The organism is Rhodoluna sp. (genome assembly GCF_024639375.1).
In the GTDB taxonomy this organism is placed as follows: Bacteria; Actinomycetota; Actinomycetes; order Actinomycetales; family Microbacteriaceae; genus Rhodoluna.
The window spans coordinates 17458-34166 of sequence record NZ_JAHEIM010000022.1; the positions used below are offsets into that span (position 1 = coordinate 17458).

16 protein-coding genes are annotated in these 16709 nt (G+C 51.2%); 12 read left to right on the top strand and 4 right to left on the bottom strand.

Features of this window, described 5'->3' with window-relative positions:
- The first annotated feature begins 3 nt into the window (after window positions 1-3).
- The 3 genes from Q0L28_RS06530 to Q0L28_RS06540 are packed head-to-tail and all read left to right on the top strand — an operon-like array spanning window position 4 to window position 3052.
- Window positions 4-1215: a Gfo/Idh/MocA family oxidoreductase gene (locus tag Q0L28_RS06530; RefSeq protein ID WP_296633199.1), complete on the top strand. Its 1212-nt coding sequence runs from the start codon at window positions 4-6 to the stop codon at window positions 1213-1215.
- Window positions 1216-1218: 3 nt separating this feature from the next.
- Window positions 1219-2133, top strand: coding sequence for an NAD(P)-dependent oxidoreductase (locus Q0L28_RS06535; protein ID WP_296633201.1), 915 nt, complete (start codon window positions 1219-1221; stop codon window positions 2131-2133).
- 28 nt (window positions 2134-2161) lie between these two features.
- On the top strand, window positions 2162-3052 hold the full coding sequence (locus Q0L28_RS06540; RefSeq protein WP_296633203.1) for a sugar phosphate isomerase/epimerase: 891 nt from the start codon (window positions 2162-2164) through the stop codon (window positions 3050-3052).
- A gap of 57 nt (window positions 3053-3109) precedes the next feature.
- On the opposite strand, the gene iolG is transcribed toward Q0L28_RS06540, so the two are convergent.
- Window positions 3110-4120: an inositol 2-dehydrogenase gene (iolG, locus tag Q0L28_RS06545; protein ID WP_296633205.1), complete on the bottom strand. Its 1011-nt coding sequence runs from the start codon at window positions 4118-4120 to the stop codon at window positions 3110-3112.
- 97 nt (window positions 4121-4217) lie between these two features.
- Between iolG and Q0L28_RS06550 the strand changes: the two genes are divergently transcribed.
- Window positions 4218-5183 (top strand): sugar nucleotide-binding protein, encoded by a 966-nt coding sequence (locus Q0L28_RS06550; protein ID WP_296633206.1) that lies wholly within the window; start codon window positions 4218-4220, stop codon window positions 5181-5183.
- Between the two features lie 60 nt (window positions 5184-5243).
- Window positions 5244-6209 (top strand): class II fructose-bisphosphatase, encoded by a 966-nt coding sequence (gene glpX / locus Q0L28_RS06555; RefSeq protein ID WP_296633208.1) that lies wholly within the window; start codon window positions 5244-5246, stop codon window positions 6207-6209.
- Window positions 6210-6221: 12 nt separating this feature from the next.
- On the opposite strand, the gene Q0L28_RS06560 is transcribed toward glpX, so the two are convergent.
- Window positions 6222-7238 carry a LacI family DNA-binding transcriptional regulator gene (locus Q0L28_RS06560; RefSeq protein WP_296633210.1) on the bottom strand — a complete coding sequence of 339 codons (1017 nt, stop codon included), beginning with the start codon at window positions 7236-7238 and terminating at the stop codon, window positions 6222-6224.
- A gap of 167 nt (window positions 7239-7405) precedes the next feature.
- Here Q0L28_RS06560 and Q0L28_RS06565 point away from each other — a divergent pair, with 167 nt between their 5' ends.
- Window positions 7406-8608 (top strand): Gfo/Idh/MocA family oxidoreductase, encoded by a 1203-nt coding sequence (locus Q0L28_RS06565; RefSeq protein WP_296633212.1) that lies wholly within the window; start codon window positions 7406-7408, stop codon window positions 8606-8608.
- A gap of 29 nt (window positions 8609-8637) precedes the next feature.
- Here Q0L28_RS06565 and Q0L28_RS06570 read toward each other — a convergent pair whose 3' ends face one another.
- Window positions 8638-9681: a LacI family DNA-binding transcriptional regulator gene (locus Q0L28_RS06570; protein WP_296633214.1), complete on the bottom strand. Its 1044-nt coding sequence runs from the start codon at window positions 9679-9681 to the stop codon at window positions 8638-8640.
- A 155-nt stretch (window positions 9682-9836) separates the two neighbouring features.
- Between Q0L28_RS06570 and Q0L28_RS06575 the strand changes: the two genes are divergently transcribed.
- The 6 genes from Q0L28_RS06575 (at window position 9837) to Q0L28_RS06600 (ending at window position 16141) form a co-directional block, all read left to right on the top strand.
- Window positions 9837-10889 carry a Gfo/Idh/MocA family oxidoreductase gene (locus Q0L28_RS06575; protein ID WP_296633216.1) on the top strand — a complete coding sequence of 351 codons (1053 nt, stop codon included), beginning with the start codon at window positions 9837-9839 and terminating at the stop codon, window positions 10887-10889.
- Window positions 10890-10902: 13 nt separating this feature from the next.
- Window positions 10903-11907, top strand: a complete 1005-nt coding sequence (locus Q0L28_RS06580) for a sugar phosphate isomerase/epimerase (RefSeq protein WP_296633219.1) — start codon at window positions 10903-10905, stop codon at window positions 11905-11907.
- Between the two features lie 90 nt (window positions 11908-11997).
- On the top strand, window positions 11998-12978 hold the full coding sequence (locus tag Q0L28_RS06585) for a substrate-binding domain-containing protein (RefSeq protein ID WP_296633223.1): 981 nt from the start codon (window positions 11998-12000) through the stop codon (window positions 12976-12978).
- 103 nt (window positions 12979-13081) lie between these two features.
- On the top strand, window positions 13082-14092 hold the full coding sequence (locus tag Q0L28_RS06590) for an ABC transporter permease (RefSeq protein WP_296633227.1): 1011 nt from the start codon (window positions 13082-13084) through the stop codon (window positions 14090-14092).
- Window positions 14093-14099: 7 nt separating this feature from the next.
- Window positions 14100-14921, top strand: a complete 822-nt coding sequence (locus Q0L28_RS06595) for an ATP-binding cassette domain-containing protein (RefSeq protein WP_296633230.1) — start codon at window positions 14100-14102, stop codon at window positions 14919-14921.
- A gap of 116 nt (window positions 14922-15037) precedes the next feature.
- Complete coding sequence (locus Q0L28_RS06600; protein ID WP_296633232.1) at window positions 15038-16141, top strand: serine hydrolase domain-containing protein; 1104 nt, start codon at window positions 15038-15040, stop codon at window positions 16139-16141.
- Here the strand turns inward: Q0L28_RS06600 and Q0L28_RS06605 are convergent, their stop codons facing one another.
- On the bottom strand, window positions 16142-16561 hold the full coding sequence (locus Q0L28_RS06605) for a hypothetical protein (RefSeq protein ID WP_296633235.1): 420 nt from the start codon (window positions 16559-16561) through the stop codon (window positions 16142-16144).
- Between the last annotated feature and the right edge of the window lie 148 nt (window positions 16562-16709).

Here is a 16709-nt window from a genome sequence, read left to right on the forward strand (position 1 = left end):
AAAATGTCAAACACACCTCGCACCGTTGGCGTTGGCCTAATCAGTGTTGGTTGGATGGGTAAAGTACACAGTCGTGCTTACCAAGCCATTCCAGTTGTTTACCCAGAGCTTGGCATCAAGCCTCGCCTAATTATTGCTGCAGACACCGCGCAAGACCGCGCTGACTATGCAGTGAATGTTTTGGGTTATGAGAAGGGCACTTTGGATTACCACGAAGTTCTGAACCACCCAGACGTTGAAGTTGTTTCAATCTGTGCACCAAACTTCTTGCACGCCGAGATCGGCATCGCCGCCGCAAAGGCTGGCAAGGCATTCTGGATTGAGAAGCCTGTTGGCCGCGGTGCGGCTGAGACCGAAGCTGTTGAAGCGGCCGCCAAAGAAGCCGGCGTTATTTCAACCATCGGTTTTAACTACCGCAATGCACCTGCAGTTGAGCACGCAAAGAAGATCATCGCCGAGGGCCAGCTTGGTCGCATCACCAACTTGCGCGGTACCTTCTTTGCTGACTACTCATCAGAGCCGAACGGTGCACTTTCATGGCGCTTCATTCGCAAGCTTGCCGGCAGCGGTGTGCTAGGTGACCTAATGGGTCACCTTGCTGACCTAATGCACTACATCGTTGGCCCAATTTCAGAAGTGTCTGCAATTACCAAGACCGTTTATACCGAGCGCCCAATTCAGCAGATGGGTGTGGGCACACACTTCGACGTTATTGAAGGCGGAGAAAAAGGCCCAGTAGAGAACGAGGACTACGGAGGCATGTTGGTGCGCTTCGCTGACAACGCTGTAGCCGCCGGTGCTGTTGGCACACTTGAGGCTTCACGTGTTTCAGTAGGCCCACGCGCTAGCTACAACTTTGAGATCTATGGCACCGAGGGTTCAATCAAGTGGGATTTCGAGCGCATGAACGAGCTTGATATTGCAATTGGTCGCAAAGGCATGCACCTCGGATACCAGCGTGTGATGGTTGCTCCAGGTTTCGGTGACTTCGCTCACTTCCAGCCAGGTGCCGGAACTGGCATGGGTTATGACGACCTAAAGACCATCGAGGCTCGCAAGTTCCTTGAGTCATACATTGGTGGCCCGTCACTCAACTCAAACATTCACGATGCTGTTGCATCTGCTCGAGTGATCTCTGCTGCTGAAAAATCTGCAGAGTCAAAGCAGTGGGTAACTGTTGAGCCAGTAGCTGGCACAACCTCAGCAAAGAAGTAACTCTTGCAAATCATTGTTGGCCTGGGCCCGGTTGATTCAAATGTGGTTCAACCGGTTCTAGGTGACGACCTGGTTTTTGTTGAGTCTCCAACCGAGGCTCAAATTGCCGAGGCGGCCGGTGCAATTGTGCGAGCAGCATTTGTTTTTGATGCAGCGCAATTTTCCAAAATGCCAAACCTAAAAGTTATTGCACGCACTGGCGTTGGCACTGACCTGGTTGATCTTGAAACCGCAGCTTCAAAAAACATTCCGGTGGTCATCACTCCAGGCAGCAACACCAATGCCGTTGCCGAGGGTGCAATCGCACACGCACTCCACTTAACCAAACGTCTTGGACCATTGCACAAAATGGTTTCAACCGGCGGTTGGAATGATCGCATCAAATATCCGGTAGGCGATTTTGAATCTAAAACAATCGGCATTGTTGGCTTTGGTCGCATTGGTCGCCGAGTTGCAAAACTTGCTGAAGCGTTCGACATGAAAGTTTTGGCATACGATCCGTTCGCACAGATTCCTGCCGAGAACGCAGTTGCAGATATCGCAAATTTGGTTAGCCGCAGCGACGTGATTTCTTTGCACGTGCCGCTAACCGATGAAACCAACCATATGATCAACACCGAATTGCTGGCGAAGTTTAAAACCGGAGCTGTGTTGGTTAATTGTGGCCGAGGTGCACTCATCGATCTCGACGCTGCACTAGTTGCACTGAACAACAAACAACTTGGTGGTTTAGGTCTAGATGTGTTTGACCCAGAACCACCAGCGCACCACGCACTTTTTGAACACGAGAATGTTGTGCTCACACCACATGTGATGGGCTTGAGCATTCAATCAACCGTGCAAACTTTCATCGATGCCGCCGTTGGCGTGCGCGATGTTCTAGAGGGCCGCGCACCTCGCGCTGTCGCAACTAAATAACAGCAACCAAATAGCAAAAGGAAAATAAATGGCAGACGTAAAGATTGCTGGAGCTCCAATTTCTTGGGGCGTATGCGAGGTTCCAAACTGGGGTCACCAGATGACACCAGAGCGCGTGTTGAAAGAGATGGCAGAGCTTGGCCTTGGCGCAACTGAGTTTGGACCAGAGGGTTTCTTGCCAACTGAAGCAAAGCTTCGCGCAGAAGTTCTTGAGGCTCATGGCATGGAAGCCGTAGGCGGATTCTTCCCTGTGGTGTTGCACCTTGCCGACCAAGACCCAATGCCTATCGTGCAGAAGGAACTGGAGGCTTACGTTGCTTCGGGCGCCAAGACCTTGGTGCTGTCTGCAATCACTGGCCTTGATGGCTACGACGTAAAGCGCACCACGCTTGATGAAGCGGGTTGGAAGGTGCTGAACGGCAATCTAGACCGCGTTCGCGAGTACGCACTTTCACTTGGCGTGACTGCAGTGCTTCACCCACACGTTGGCACCATGGTTGAGACCAAAGACGACATCGAGCACATTCTTGCTGGCTCAAAAATCGACTTCTGTCTAGACACTGGCCACATGATCATCGGTGGCACCGACCCGGTTGAATTCGTTCACAAGCACGCTGACCGCGTAAAGCACTCACACCTAAAAGACGTGAACCTAAAGGTTGCCGACCGCGTGCAGTCTGGCGAGATCACTTACTACCAGGGCATTCTTGAGGGCATGTATGTGCCGCTAGGCGAGGGCGACGTTGACATTCGCGCAATCGTTCGCGGTTTGATTCAGTCTGGATACACCGGATGGTTCACACTCGAGCAAGACAATGTGATTCCTGCTGAGCCTGCCGCCGGAGGTGGCCCGCTTGATTCAGCGCGCAAGAGCGTTGCCTTCATTCGTGCCGTAGCCGATGAGCTAGCAGCCGAATAATTTAGGCAATAAAAAATGCGGCCCGTGAGGGCCGCATTTTTTTGTTTCCGAAACTAACTATGCAAGGTCGATCTTGATTGCCTTGCCAGTCTTTGCAGACTCGGTTGCGGCATCAGCAATCATCAAAGCAGCGCGACCGTCATCGAAGGTCGGGTTGTTGTTCTTGCCTGTCTGAATGCCCTCAACAAAAAGCTCTAGTTCGCGACGGTATGAGTACTCGTAACGCTCTAGGAAGAATTCCATGTAAGGGTTGCGACCTTCAACGGTCTTGTCGTTGTAGAGCTTCACAGTGGTAGGTGAAACGTTGGTAGCCAGCAAGGCACCCTTTGAACCGAATGCCTCTAGGCGCTGGTCATAACCATATGAAGCGTGACGTGAGTTGATGATGGTGATTAGCTCATTGTTGTCACCGCGAAGGGTTACAACCGCGCTGTCGTAGTCACCAAGGCTCTTGATGTCATCGCTGAATGAGTTTGCACCTGATGCATAAACCTCAACAATGTTTGGCACAAAGAAACGAGCCATGTCGAAGTCGTGAATGGTCTGGTCGCGGAAGATGCCGCCAGAAACTTCAAGGTAAGCCTTCGGTGCCGGAGCTGGGTCGCGGCTGATGATGGTTAGTTGCTCAAGGTTTCCAATTTCGCCCGCAGCGGTGCGTGCCTGAATCTCATTGAATTGCTGGTCAAAGCGACGGTTGAAGCCAAGTGAAACAAGAGTCTTTGCTCCGTTTGCCTTGGCACGCAAGGTTTCAACTCGAGCGATGTCAAGGTCGATTGGCTTCTCGCAAAGCACGTGAACGCCTGCATCGATTGCTGCGCTGATTAGATCAACGTGGGTTGGGGTAGGTGCAGCAACGATTACAGCATCTACTTCGCCTGAGGCAAAAACTTCGGCTGGGTCTGCGGTAACTTTGCCACCGAACTGGTCAGCAACCTTCTTAGCGCCTTCTACAAAAACGTCAGCAACATATGTCAGCTCAACGTTTGGGTTTGCGCCAATACTCATAGCGTGAACCTGGCCAATTCGACCTGTACCTAGCAGGCCAATGCGTACTTTCTTGTCGCTCATGCAAACGTCCTTGTCTCATGTTTTATGGGTCCATTCGTGGACCGTTCCAATGGTATTGTAATCACAAACTTTAGCCCTAAAAACTCAAAGGTGAGAAATGGCAAGAATTGCAATTACCGGGTCCACCGGATTCGTAGGTAGCAACATCGCAGCAGTGCTGCAAAAGTATGGTCACGAAGTGGTTGGCCTAGGCCGCAAACCTGCCGAGCCAAACGTACCTTGGGCCGTAAACGTTGTTGACTTCGACAGCATCGAATCGATCGCGGCAGGGCTTGCCGGTTGCGACGCCGTGGTGCACTGCGCCATTGCTAACGAGTTCAATCGCCTGGTTCAAGACCGCGCCTTTGCCTATGACTCTTTTGTTGGAATGACCGACCGAGTGGTGCGCGCCGCCAACCAGGTGCAGGCAAAGCCAATCTTCATCTCAACAGACTGGATTCTAGACGGCACCCAGCACAAAGCACTCGAAAGTGACAAGGGCAACTCAGTCAATTTCTACGGCTTTCTCAAGGCACTCGGTGAGCAGGTAATGCGCGACCTAGCACCAAGCAACGGCGCCATCTGCCGCATTGCTGGCGTGATGGGCCAGCACCAAATTGCAGAAAGCCCAAGATCTCAGGATGTTGGCTTCGGATACTTTGTATTCGCACTGGTTGAGGCACTAAAGCAGGGACACGTTTTCGAAGTTTGGGGTGGCGATCACGTTAACAAGATGACCACGCCATCCCTAGCCGCAGAAATCGGTGCCCAAATCGAACGCGTGGTCACTCGCAACGCTGTTGGCACATTCCACCTGGTAGGCGATGACGCAGTTGACCGCATGCAGCTCGCTCAGTTGGTGTGCGAGGTATTCGAACTTGATGCCAACCTAATTCGCGAAGTTGAATCGCCAGTTGAAGAGCGATTCCCTGGCCCAGTTCCGGTAGATAGCTCCCTCGATAACAAACTCACCAAAGAAGTTCTTGGAATCGCGCCGCAATCGATTCGCCAAATTTTGAACGCGTTCAAGCAAGAGTTGAACACTGGGCAAATTGGGCCGCTTACTGGCCCCGACACTAAGTAGTCATCCGCAGCCGTTGGCTAGACTGAAGCCATAAATCGCATCACGCACGAAGGAGTGCCCGTGTCAACCAGTAAGCCAGATCGCAACCTCGGTGTTGAACTAGTTCGAGCAACCGAAGCAGCTGCAATAAAAGCCAGCGCCTGGATTGGCCGCGGCGACAAAAATGCAGCCGACGGCGCAGCCGTTGAAGCGATGCGTGATTTTCTAAACACTGTGGATTTTGCCGGCACCATCGTTATTGGTGAAGGTGAAAAAGACGAAGCCCCAATGCTTGCCAATGGTGAAGAAGTAGGCAATGGCAACGGCCCAGAGTGTGACATCGCAGTTGACCCAGTGGATGGCACATCGGTTACCGCCAGTGGTCGTGCACACGCAATCTCTGTAATCGCAGTAAGCGATAAGGGTTCGATGTATAACCCTAAAGATGTCTTCTACATGGACAAGCTCATCACCACCAAGGCAGGCAAGGGCGTTGTAAGCCTCGACATGTCACCAGGTGACAACGTGCGTGAACTTGCTAAGGCTTTGAAGAAAGACGTAAGCGAAATCACCGTGGCGATGATTGACCGCCCGCGTCACCAACCAATCATGGATGCAGTGCGTGCGGCAGGTGCTCGCACTCGCTTGTTCTTGGATGGCGATGTTGCCGGTGGTGTGCACGCGGTAACCGGTGGAGGTGGCATCGACTTGCTACTGGGAATCGGTGGCGCACCAGAAGGAACAATTTCTGCTTGTGCAACTAAGGCACTTGATGGTTACATGCAGGGCCGCATTTCACCGCTTTCACCGCAAGAAATGAAGAAGGCAATTGAAGCTGGTCACGATCTAACTCGCATTTTTGAAATGGATGACTTGGTATCAAGCGACAACACCTACTTTGTTGCCACTGGTGTGACTGATGGTTTGTTGCTCGATGGTGTTCAGCGTCGCGGCAACTACTTGCGCACCGACAGCATCATTCTTCGTGCAAAGAGTGGCACCATTCGCCGCGTGAAGGCTGATTACCTAGCATCACGTTGGCTATAAAAAATCTGAAAGTTAGTTTTTAACTTTCGCACTGCTGCCTCGCGCAATCAGCGTTGGTTTGATCAAAATATTTTTTGGTTGGTATTTGCCTGAACTACTAATGCGTTCTAGCAAAAGCGATGCCGCTTCGCGACCAACCGGTATGCCTTGTTCATCCACTGTCGTGAGTTTCAAAAGAAATTCCGATGCAATAGGTGCATTGTCGTAACCCACAAGCGAAACATCTCCAGGAACATTCAGATTCTTTTCACGGAGTGCCGACCAAGCGCCCGCGATCATTGAATCGTTCGCCCCATAAATCGCGGTGAACTTTTCGCCCGATTTAATTAGCTCCATTGCGCTCATGTAGCCACCAATTTCAGTCGTTGGTTGACCCTTGCCAACAACCAACTCCTCAAGCCCATGAGCCTTCATTATTTTCGAATATGCAACTCGACGGTTGGTTGCAATTCCCCCAAGGCCCGTGATGTGAGCAATTTGTTTGTGGCCAAGGTAAAGCAAATGCTCAAGGGCTAACTTGGTGCCTTCATAGTCGTCGTTAAAAACTATGTCGGCATTCGGCACGGCCGTTTCACGTTTACCAATAACAACAATCGGGATATCCAAATTGTGGGTTCTCAAGCCGGCAGCCTCGGTGGCCAAGACAATTCCGTCAACCTTCATCGAGGCAAACGCATCCACAGGGTCTTCACTAAAGTTTGGGCTGCGGTGCAAGTCGCTTATGATCACCTGGTAGCCGGCATCGTCAAAAATTTCGCGCAACCCTTTTAAGAAACCGATGTAGGACAAGTTTTTGTAGTCGGTAATCACCACGCCAATTGTGCGAGTTGTGCTGCTGGCAAGTTGTTGAGCCAGGCGGCTGGGGCGGTAGCCAAGCTCTTCAATTGCTGCTTGCACCGCCTCGGCGCGCGCAGCACTCACATGTGGCTCACCACGCAGCACGCGTGAAACCAAGGATTTTGAAACGCCGGCAGCCTCTGCAACGTCATAAATAGTTGCTTGCTTTATTGGCAGGTTCGGTTCATTCATGGTTAGTCCCAAAGTAGTCCAAATTAGTCCCAATTCTCTATTGACCGCCAAACAAAAACAATTTTGAAAAATAGTCGTTTTTTTATTTGACATTTGCTACATTATTGGGAGCGCTCCCAGAGATTGGGAGCCACTCCAGAATTATCCAGAGCTCGAAGGAAAATCGAATGACAATTGGTGTTGCAGTAATTGGTGCCGGAATGGCTGGCCGAGGCCACGCAGCTGCTTATCGCGCTGCAACCTCGCTTTATGAGTCAAACCTGCCGGAGGTAAAACTCGTTTCAATTGGTGACGTAAACGCACAATTCGGCGAAGCTGCCGCCAAACGATTTGGCTTCGAACGCCACGACTCAGACTGGCGTGCAATTGCCGATGACCCAAACATCCATGCGGTTAGCGTTGTGGTTGCAAACCACCTGCACCGTGAAATTGTTGAGGGGCTCCTAGCCGCCGGCAAGAACGTGCTCTGCGAAAAACCACTGAGCGACACTTTGGATGACGCCCGCGCGATGGTGGCCGCGGCTAACAATGCCAAAGGCATCGCCCGCATAGGTCTTACCTTCTTGCGTAACCCGGCAATCGCAGCCGTGCAGCAAATTATTGCTTCTGGTCAACTCGGCAAGGTTCTTCACTTCAGCGGTGACTATTGGTGCGATTACTCATGCGACCCTAATGCTCCAATCAGCTGGCGCTACAAGGGTGGCATGGGCACCGGCGCACTTGCCGATGTTGGCTCGCACCTTACTTACATTGCCGAATTTATCACCGGCAAAACCTTCAAGTCGATTTCAGGCGCGCAGTTTGTTACTTCAATCACCGAGCGCCCGGTTGCTGCTGCCGCGGTCATGGGCCACGGTGCTGCAGAAGTCACTGGCCAGATGGACACCGTGGAGAACGATGACTACGCAGGTTTCACCGCCGACTTCGGTGGCGTTGCTGGAGTGATCCAAGTTTCACGCGTTGCTGCCGGTCAGCCAAATTCCTTGGAGTTTGAGGTCTACTGCGAAAAGGGTGCTGCAAAGTTCAGCATGACTCGCCCAGCAGAATTCCAGTTGATGCTGCGCGAAGACAAGCAGGGTCAAACCGGCTTCCGCACTGTTCTAGTGGGCCCAGATCACCCTTATGTTGCTGGCGGTGTTGCAATTGACGCGCCTGGAATTGGTGTTGGTCAGAACGACCAATTCTTCTTTCAGAACCGTGCCTTCTTGGCCGAAGTGGCTGGCTTGCCTGAGACTAGCAAGCTGCCATTTTGCGCAACCTTCGAAGATGGTTTGCACAACATGCAAATTATCGAGGCTGCGATTCAATCAGGCATGGCAAACGGCGCCGCTTCAGCAGTTCCGGCAGCAACACCTAGTTACATTCGATAGTTTTCAAAAAGAAAAAGCGCCGGCCTACTTCAGGCTGGCGCTTTTTTGCGTGAATTGACTTTCGCAGTTGAACTTCGAACTGCAAGCTGAGGCGCTACTGAAACTTTTGTAATTGCCCGACGCGGGTCCTTGTTCATTCGCTCCAACAAAATTCGAGCCGCTTCGCGGCCAATCTGAACTCCCATTTCATCTACGGTGGTCAATTTCAAGAAATATTCTGAGGTGATTGGGGAGTTGTCATAGCCCACTAGAGAAACGTCCTCGGGCACGCGAATGTTGCTTTCTTTCAAGGCGGCAAGCACGCCGGCAGCCTGTGCATCGTTGGTGGTAGCAATCGCGGTGAATGACACACCACTATCCAGAATTTCCCTCGCCACAAGATAGCCACCAATTTCGGTGGTGGGTGCGCCGTGCCCCATAACTTTGGGCTTCAATCCGCGTTCCGTCATGCACTCAACAAAGCCATCCTTGCGCTTCACCGACATTCCGCCATAACCGGTGATGTGAATGATGTCTTTGTGCCCGAGATTACAAAGGTGGTCAACGACAAGGCGCATTCCTTCGCCGTCATCGCCACGTACTAAATCTGACTCAGGATGCACATAGGTGCGATCACCGATGGTCACAAACGGCACACTGATGCCAAGCTGCTGAGTTTCAGGAATCTCCGCAGCAATCACGAGGCCATCTACCGGCATCGACATAAGTGCTGAAACCGCGTGATCTGAGAAGTTAGGGCTGTTGTGCAAATCGCTAATAATCACCTGAAAACCCGCGTCATCGGCCACCTCGCGCAAACCGCGCAAAAAGCCGATAAATGAGAGGTTTTTATAGTCGGTAATGATGACGCCGATGGTTTTGGTGCGGCCGCCAGCCAATTGCTGCGCAAACTTTGATGGCCGGTACCTCAGCTCAGTGATGGCCTGCAAAACAGCACGGCGTTTTTCTTCGCTAACACCCACATCGCCGCTAACGACCAACGAAACTAACGACTTGGATACGCCGGCTTTGGCCGCCACGTCATATATTGTGGGCGACTTCACTGCTGGTTTGGTTTTTGAATTACTAGCCATTTGAGCACAACTTTACTGGCGCCTGCCTCCTATCTATCGAAATGTAAAGACATAGTAACAATCTGATAAACCGAGTCTTTTTTAGTTGTTTGTTTGCTAACTTGTTGGAGCGCTCCAATATGGAATACAAAAATGCACCTCAAGGAAGAGACCAAATGTCACAAGCACCATCACAGCCATCTGCACAGAGCGAGAAGCACTTGCGCATTGCAGTGGTTGGCGCTGGACTAATGGGCGCGGATCACGTCATTCGTATTGAGTCTCGAATCGTTGGAGCATCAGTTGCCGCGATTGTTGAGCCAGATGAAGCTCGTGCAAAGTCAGCTTTGGCAACAGCTCCAGGTGCTAAGTGGTTTAAGAACATCGAAGATGCGATTTCTGCAAATGCCATGGATGCAGTGCTAATTGCAACTCCTGGTCAATTTCACGAACCAGTTCTGATTCCGGCTATTGCTGCCGGTCTACCAATTCTTTGCGAAAAGCCACTTGCGCCAGATTCAGAAATTTCAATGCGAATTGTTGAAACTGAAATTGCTGGCGGCAAGCAACTTGTACAAGTTGGTTTCATGCGCCGCTTTGATGCTGAGTACATGGCACTGCGCGAGCTAATCGCCTCATCTTCAAAAGGTGAACTTCTTGGCCTGCACTGTAAGCACCGCAACCCATCTGTTCCAGACAGCTACCACAACGACATGTTGATCTTCGACTCAGTTGTTCACGAAATCGACGTAGTTCGCTTTCTAGCTGACTCACCAATCAAGTCTGTTGAAGTTAAGCACTTCAAGCGCAACTCAAAGAGCCCTGAGGGTCTGCAAGAGCCAATCTTGGTTTTACTAGAAACAGAAAGCCAAGTTTTGGCAACTGTTGAAATGAACGTTTCAGTTGGATTTGGTTATCAGGTGAAGACCGAAGCTATTTTTGAGAGCGGCATCGCAGATATCGGTCGCGTTGGTGGCATGGAAGTTGCATATGACGGCGCACTTACTACTCAAGAGCACGTAACTTTCAAAACTCGTTTTGCCGCGGCTTACGACTCACAAATTCAGCGTTGGGTAAACGCCGTTAAGCGTGGCACCATCGATGGTCCAAGCGCTTGGGATGGCTACTTGGCTGCCGCTGCAGTTGAAGCCGGCCTAGAAGCGATTCAAACCGGAAACAAAGTTGCTGCGAAATACGCAGCAAAGCCAGCGTTTTACTCAGCAAGTTAGGAATTAGTTAGCCATGAAATTCGGCGTTTACAACGCGATCCTCCACGATCGAACTTTGCCAGAGGCACTTAAGGCTGTTAAAGCCTTGGGCCTTGAGGGCATTGAACTAAACACCGGTGGTTTTCTTCCTGCCGTACACATTCCAAACCACCAGGACATTTTGGAGTCTGACACAGCGCGCGACGACTACTTGGGTATTTTTGAAGAGCACGGCCTAGAACTACTTGGATTGAACTGCAATGGCAACCCACTGCACCCAAACCCAAATATCAGCGGCCCTCAGTCACACGATGTGTTGAATGCAATCAAGTTGGCTCGCCGTCTTAACCAGAACCGTGTAGTAACAATGTCTGGTTGCCCTGGAGACAACGACAGTGCAACCTACCTCAACTGGATCGTCAACGCCTGGAGCTCAGCAGCACTTGACGTTTTGGACTACCAGTTTGGTGTGGCTAAGAAGTTCTGGAAGGAAGCCAACGCTTTGGCAGCCGACCTAGATGTGAAGGTTGCGCTTGAGTTGCACCCACAGAACATTGTTTTTAACGTGCCAAGCACCTACCGTTTTGTTGAAGAAGTAGGCGCCACACACGTTGGTGTTGAGCTAGACGCTTCGCACCTTTACTGGCAGCAGATGGACCCAGCCGCGGTAGTTCGCGAACTTGGTTCATTGGTTTATCACGCCGCCGCAAAGGACGTTCGCATCAACGCCGAGAACGCAAAACAAGTGGGCGTTCTGGACAACAGCTTTGATCGCACCACTGTGAATCGCACCAACATGGGCGACCAAGAATTTGTTAATGCATGGCCAAAAAATTCGGCCTGGGATTTCGTAGCAGTGGGTAAGGGCCACGACTCTGATCACTGGGCCGAATTCCTAACTGCACTTAACGAAGTAGACCCAAACATGATTGTGAACATCGAGCACGAAGATACTTCGATGGGTCGCATTGAAGGTTTGGAATTTGCCACCAAGGTGCTTTATGAAGGCGCCGACAAGGCAGGAATCAAACACAAATAAATAAGTTTCGGGCAGAGGGCAGCACTTTTGCACCGAGAATTGCCGAAGTCAACCGCTTCGGTCAACTAAAAATAACGAAAGGTAATATCCGTGAAAAAATCACTTACAGTGAAATTCGCAGCAGCGTTTGCTGTGGCAGCATTGTCGCTGACCGGTATTAACGCAACTGCAGCTAACGCAGCTGGCGGCAACAAGATTTATGTTCTTGGTGGTGGCGACGCATTCTTCGCCGTTGTAAAGAACGGTTTCGAATCCGCAGCTCTTTCAGTCAAGGCCGGCGGCGACACTCCAATCTGGCTAGGTCTTCAGAACTACGACAACATCGGTCCTGACATGGTTAAGCTAATCCAGACCGCTGTAGCTCAGGGTGCAGACGCAATTGCTCTTCCAATCTGGGATGCAGCTGCTGAAGGACCAGAAATCAAGAAAGCTGTAGCCAAGGGCATCAAGGTTATTGCTTACAACGCAGGCGAGCCAGTTATGAAGAAGTACGGCGCATCAGCTTACATCGGTACTAACGAGTACACCGCTGGTGTAAAGGCTGGCGAGTACCTAGCATCTATGGGTAAGAAGAACGCAATCTGTGTTAACGACCAGCCGGCATCTGCAAACATCAAGCAGCGTTGCGACGGTCTTGCAAAGGGCGAGAAGAACAAGGGTGGCAAGTCAACACAGCTATCTCTTCCTGCAACCGCATTTGGTAACGCAACCGCTATTGCTAACGCTGTAAAGGGTGCAATCACCAAGGACAAGACAATCAACGCTGTATTCACAATCTCATCAGCAGACTGTGACGCATCTGTTGTTGGTGTTAAGGCTGCAGGCAGCAAGGCTGCAATCGGCTCATTCGACCTTTCAGAGAACATCCTGAACCGCGTAAAGAATGGCGAGCAGCTAGTTGCTGTTGACCAGCAGGGTTGGCTACAGGGCTTCCTGGCCACCTCAACCGCATGGCAGTACGCCGCATACGGCATCCTTCCTGCAACCACCACCATCCTTACCGGCCCAGCGTTGATCACAAAGGCAAACGCTGCAACCGTTATCGCGGGTGTAAAGACTGGTCAGCGCTAAGCAGATCCGTTAGTACCAAACTAGATACAGGTGGGCCGAGTAACACTCGGCCCACCTGAATCACCTAGTACTAAGAATTTTCATTATTTAAGGAGTTTTACTTATGGCAGGTCAAACCAAATCGAGATTCGACTTCGGTACACTGCTACGTCGTCCAGAGTTCGGTGCTCTTATTGGAACCATCGTAGTTTTTGTTTTCTTCAGTGTCGCCGGTGGCGAACCTTTTACCGACCTGGGAGGTTGGGCAGCGTGGCTCAACGTGGCCTCAGAGTTGGGCATCATCGCATTGCCAGTAGCACTGATCATGATTGCAGGTGACTTGGACCTTTCTGTAGGTTCAACAATTGCAGCTGGTGGTGTCACCATGGCAGTTGTTTCAGGTTTCTTCGACGTGCCAACACCAATTGGTGTTGTTGCAGGTCTAGCGTTCGGCGCTTTAATCGGTTTCATCAACGGAATCATCATTGTGCGCACGAACCTTCCTTCATTCGTGGTTACCTTGGCAACACAGTTCGCAGTTTTTGGCCTAGTGCTTGGTCTCTGTAAGTTGATCACCGGCACCGTAGCCGTTAACGTCAAGGCAGATGAGGGCGTCAAGGCTATCTTCGGAACACTTTTGTTCGGAAACTTTGAAACCGCAATCGTGATTTGGGCCGTGCTTGCCCTCCTAGTTGCATGGATTCTTATCAAAACCAAGTACGGCAACTGGATCTACGCAATCGGTGGTGACATGGTTTCAGCCAAGGCAACTGGTATTCCCGTCAACAAGGTGCGTGTTTGGCTATTCGTCGGAAGCGGTACAGCCTCGGCTCTTGTAGGTGTAATCCAGGCCTCGCTTTATGACAGCGCACAGGTATCTGGTGGAGCATCATTCGTTTTCAACTCAATCATTGCGGTCGTAGTTGGTGGCGTGTTGCTTACCGGTGGCTACGGCTCTGTAGTTGGCGTAATCCTTGGAACCATGACTTTCGCAATTGTTAGCCAGGGTATTTTCTTCACAGGCTGGGATTCCGACTGGGCATCACTGATTCTTGGTGGATTACTTTTGGTCGCAGTTTTAACAAACAACACATTCCGCCGCCTGGCATTCTCATCAGGCAAGAAGAAGGGATAACTTCATCATGGCAAAAGCAAAAGACTCATCAGCTCCGATTCTTGCACTCAATGACGTTTCGAAGGTTTTTGGTGGCTACCGCGCCCTTCACGATGTCTCTCTAAACGTTTACCCAGGTCAGGTTCTCTGCCTACTTGGTGACAACGGTGCCGGAAAGTCAACCCTTATCAAGGTGCTGTCAGGTTTTCACCAACCGACAAGCGGAACCCTTGAGTGGGAAGGCGAGGAGGCAAACTTCAAGTCTCCTAAGGACGCTAACGACCGTGGCATTGCTACAGTTCACCAGTTCGGTGGAACGTTCCCACTAATGACAATTGGCCGTTCATTCTTTGTTGGCGTCGAGCCAACCAAGGGCTGGGGCCCGTTCAAACGCTTCAATAAGAAGTACGCAAACGAGACCGCTGTTCGTGAAATGCAGGCTCTTGGCATCACTCGAGTCACCGATGGAGACCGTCTAATTGGTTCGCTTTCGGGTGGTGAGCGTCAGGCATCAGCAATCGCTCGTGCCGTTCACTTCGGAGCCAAGGTGCTTATTCTTGACGAGCCAACCGCTGCGCTTGGTGTGAAAGAAGCAACCCACGTTCTTCGCATCATCATGCAGGCAAAGCTAAAGGGAATCGCAGTAATTTTGGTGACTCACAACGTGACTCACGCTCTTACAGTGGGTGACCACTTTGCTGTACTTATCCGCGGTGAAAAAGCGGACGACTTCAAGAAAGGCGAGCGCACTCGCGAGCAAATCACTGACCTAATGGCTGGTGGCGAGGCTATGGCTGAACTTGAAGAGGAGCTAAACACTCTAACTGGAACAATCAACCGCGTTAACTAACATCTTTCGGCACCAGACGCCCGGGAGGACGACCCCGGGCGTCTGGTGTTTAAGGTGACCCCTTGGAAAGGCCAAAGTCATTGTTGATTGAATCCAAATACCTACCAGTAGCGGACGTGTTTTTCGCACAGGCAGGCAAGGCGCCGGCTGGTGGCTCAGCGCTCGCAATTTATAAAGATGGTTTACCGGTGCTAGATATTTGGCAAGGCAGCGCTTCGCCCGGTGTTGCTTGGAACAGCAGAACCATGTCGGTGATTTTCTCAAATACAAAGGGCCTGGCCGCTATCGTTGCAAACCAACTCATTGAAATGGGTTTTCTAGACCCAGATGAGAAGGTCGCTCACTACTGGCCTTCGTTTGCCCAATTCGGCAAGGCTGAAATTCCAGTGAAATGGATCTTGCAGCACAAGGCTGGACTTTCAGCTGTGCGCAGAGATTTGAGCTTTGAAGAACTTGTTGATGGCAGCACCGTGACCGAGGAGTTGGCGGCGCAGGAGCCACTCTGGTTGCCAGGTGCAGGCCATGCCTACCACGCCTTAACCTTTGGTCACTTGGTAGGCAAGCTTGTGGAATCAGTAACCGGCAAAACAATCGGCACATACTTTCAAGAGCAGATTGCCAAACCTCTTGGCGTCGCCGCATACATAGGTTTGCCGGCAAACGAATTCAAAAATCTCGCTCCACTTGTTACCGATGGCAGGCGCCACTCGCAAAATCCGTCGAAATATTCACCGCAGTATTGGATCGAGAAGTCGATGACATTTGGCAAAGCACTGCCGATTGAAATTGCTGGGCCGGGCACCGGATTCAACGACCCACGTCTATTGGCTTCTGAGCTAGCCGGCGCGGGTTGTGTCACAAGTGCTAGTGCTTTGGCAAAAATATACTCGGCAACAGTGGCCACTACCGACGGCATTCGCTTTTTAACTGACGAGACCATCCGCAGCTCAATTGAGCCACAAACAACCGGGCCGTCAGTGTGGGGAGAGCCGGGCCCTTGGCCAGTTCGAGGCCTGGGCTTTATGTTGAATGTTCCTGGATACCGCGAGATGGTGGGCAAAACCTCATTTGGTCATGATGGCCTTGGAGGGCAGCAAGGGTTTGCAGATCTTGATCATCGCATTGGGTTTGCCTACACAACCAGCTATCTATTTAGCGGTGAGTCAGAGCAAGAGAACCAGCAAGAGCTCGCTGCTACCTTGCGAAAGGTTTTGGGCTAGTTACTTGAGAGCCTCTAGGCACATCTTGTTGACCTCACTGATTGATTGGTCGTAGCGAAACGATTCCTCGGTGTTTGCAATGGCAGCTTGGGTTGGGTCGATCTTTGACAGCAATTGCATGTGCAATGAGAGGTCACTGCGTGTGTCGACCGTTGGTGCATTTCTAGTCGCAGCGGCTAAGTAGACCCGAATAATTTCTTCCAATTTGGCATCGGGCGCCAAAACCTGAATGTCAGCCTGCATTCCCTTGCACGCCTCAACCTCGGACGCCTTAATTTCAGCTGGCACCACGTTGGCGCTGTATATAAAGACCCAAACCAGAATGGCCAAACTAGCGACAATGATTGAAGTGATCGTTTGGGCAAAGCCCCATTTGAAACCAGTATTTACCGGTTCCGCAGATTTAACTTTTTTAGCCATGCTTCTAATCCTTGCCTAGATTTTGCTTATTTAGAAGAAACTTCGTTGAACAAAGGCGCACACGCAGTCTGCACATTCTTGGAATAACCAAGCAGCGCGGTTAACTGCGCATTGTCGGTTTCGCTGACACCCTGCAGTTGCATCAATC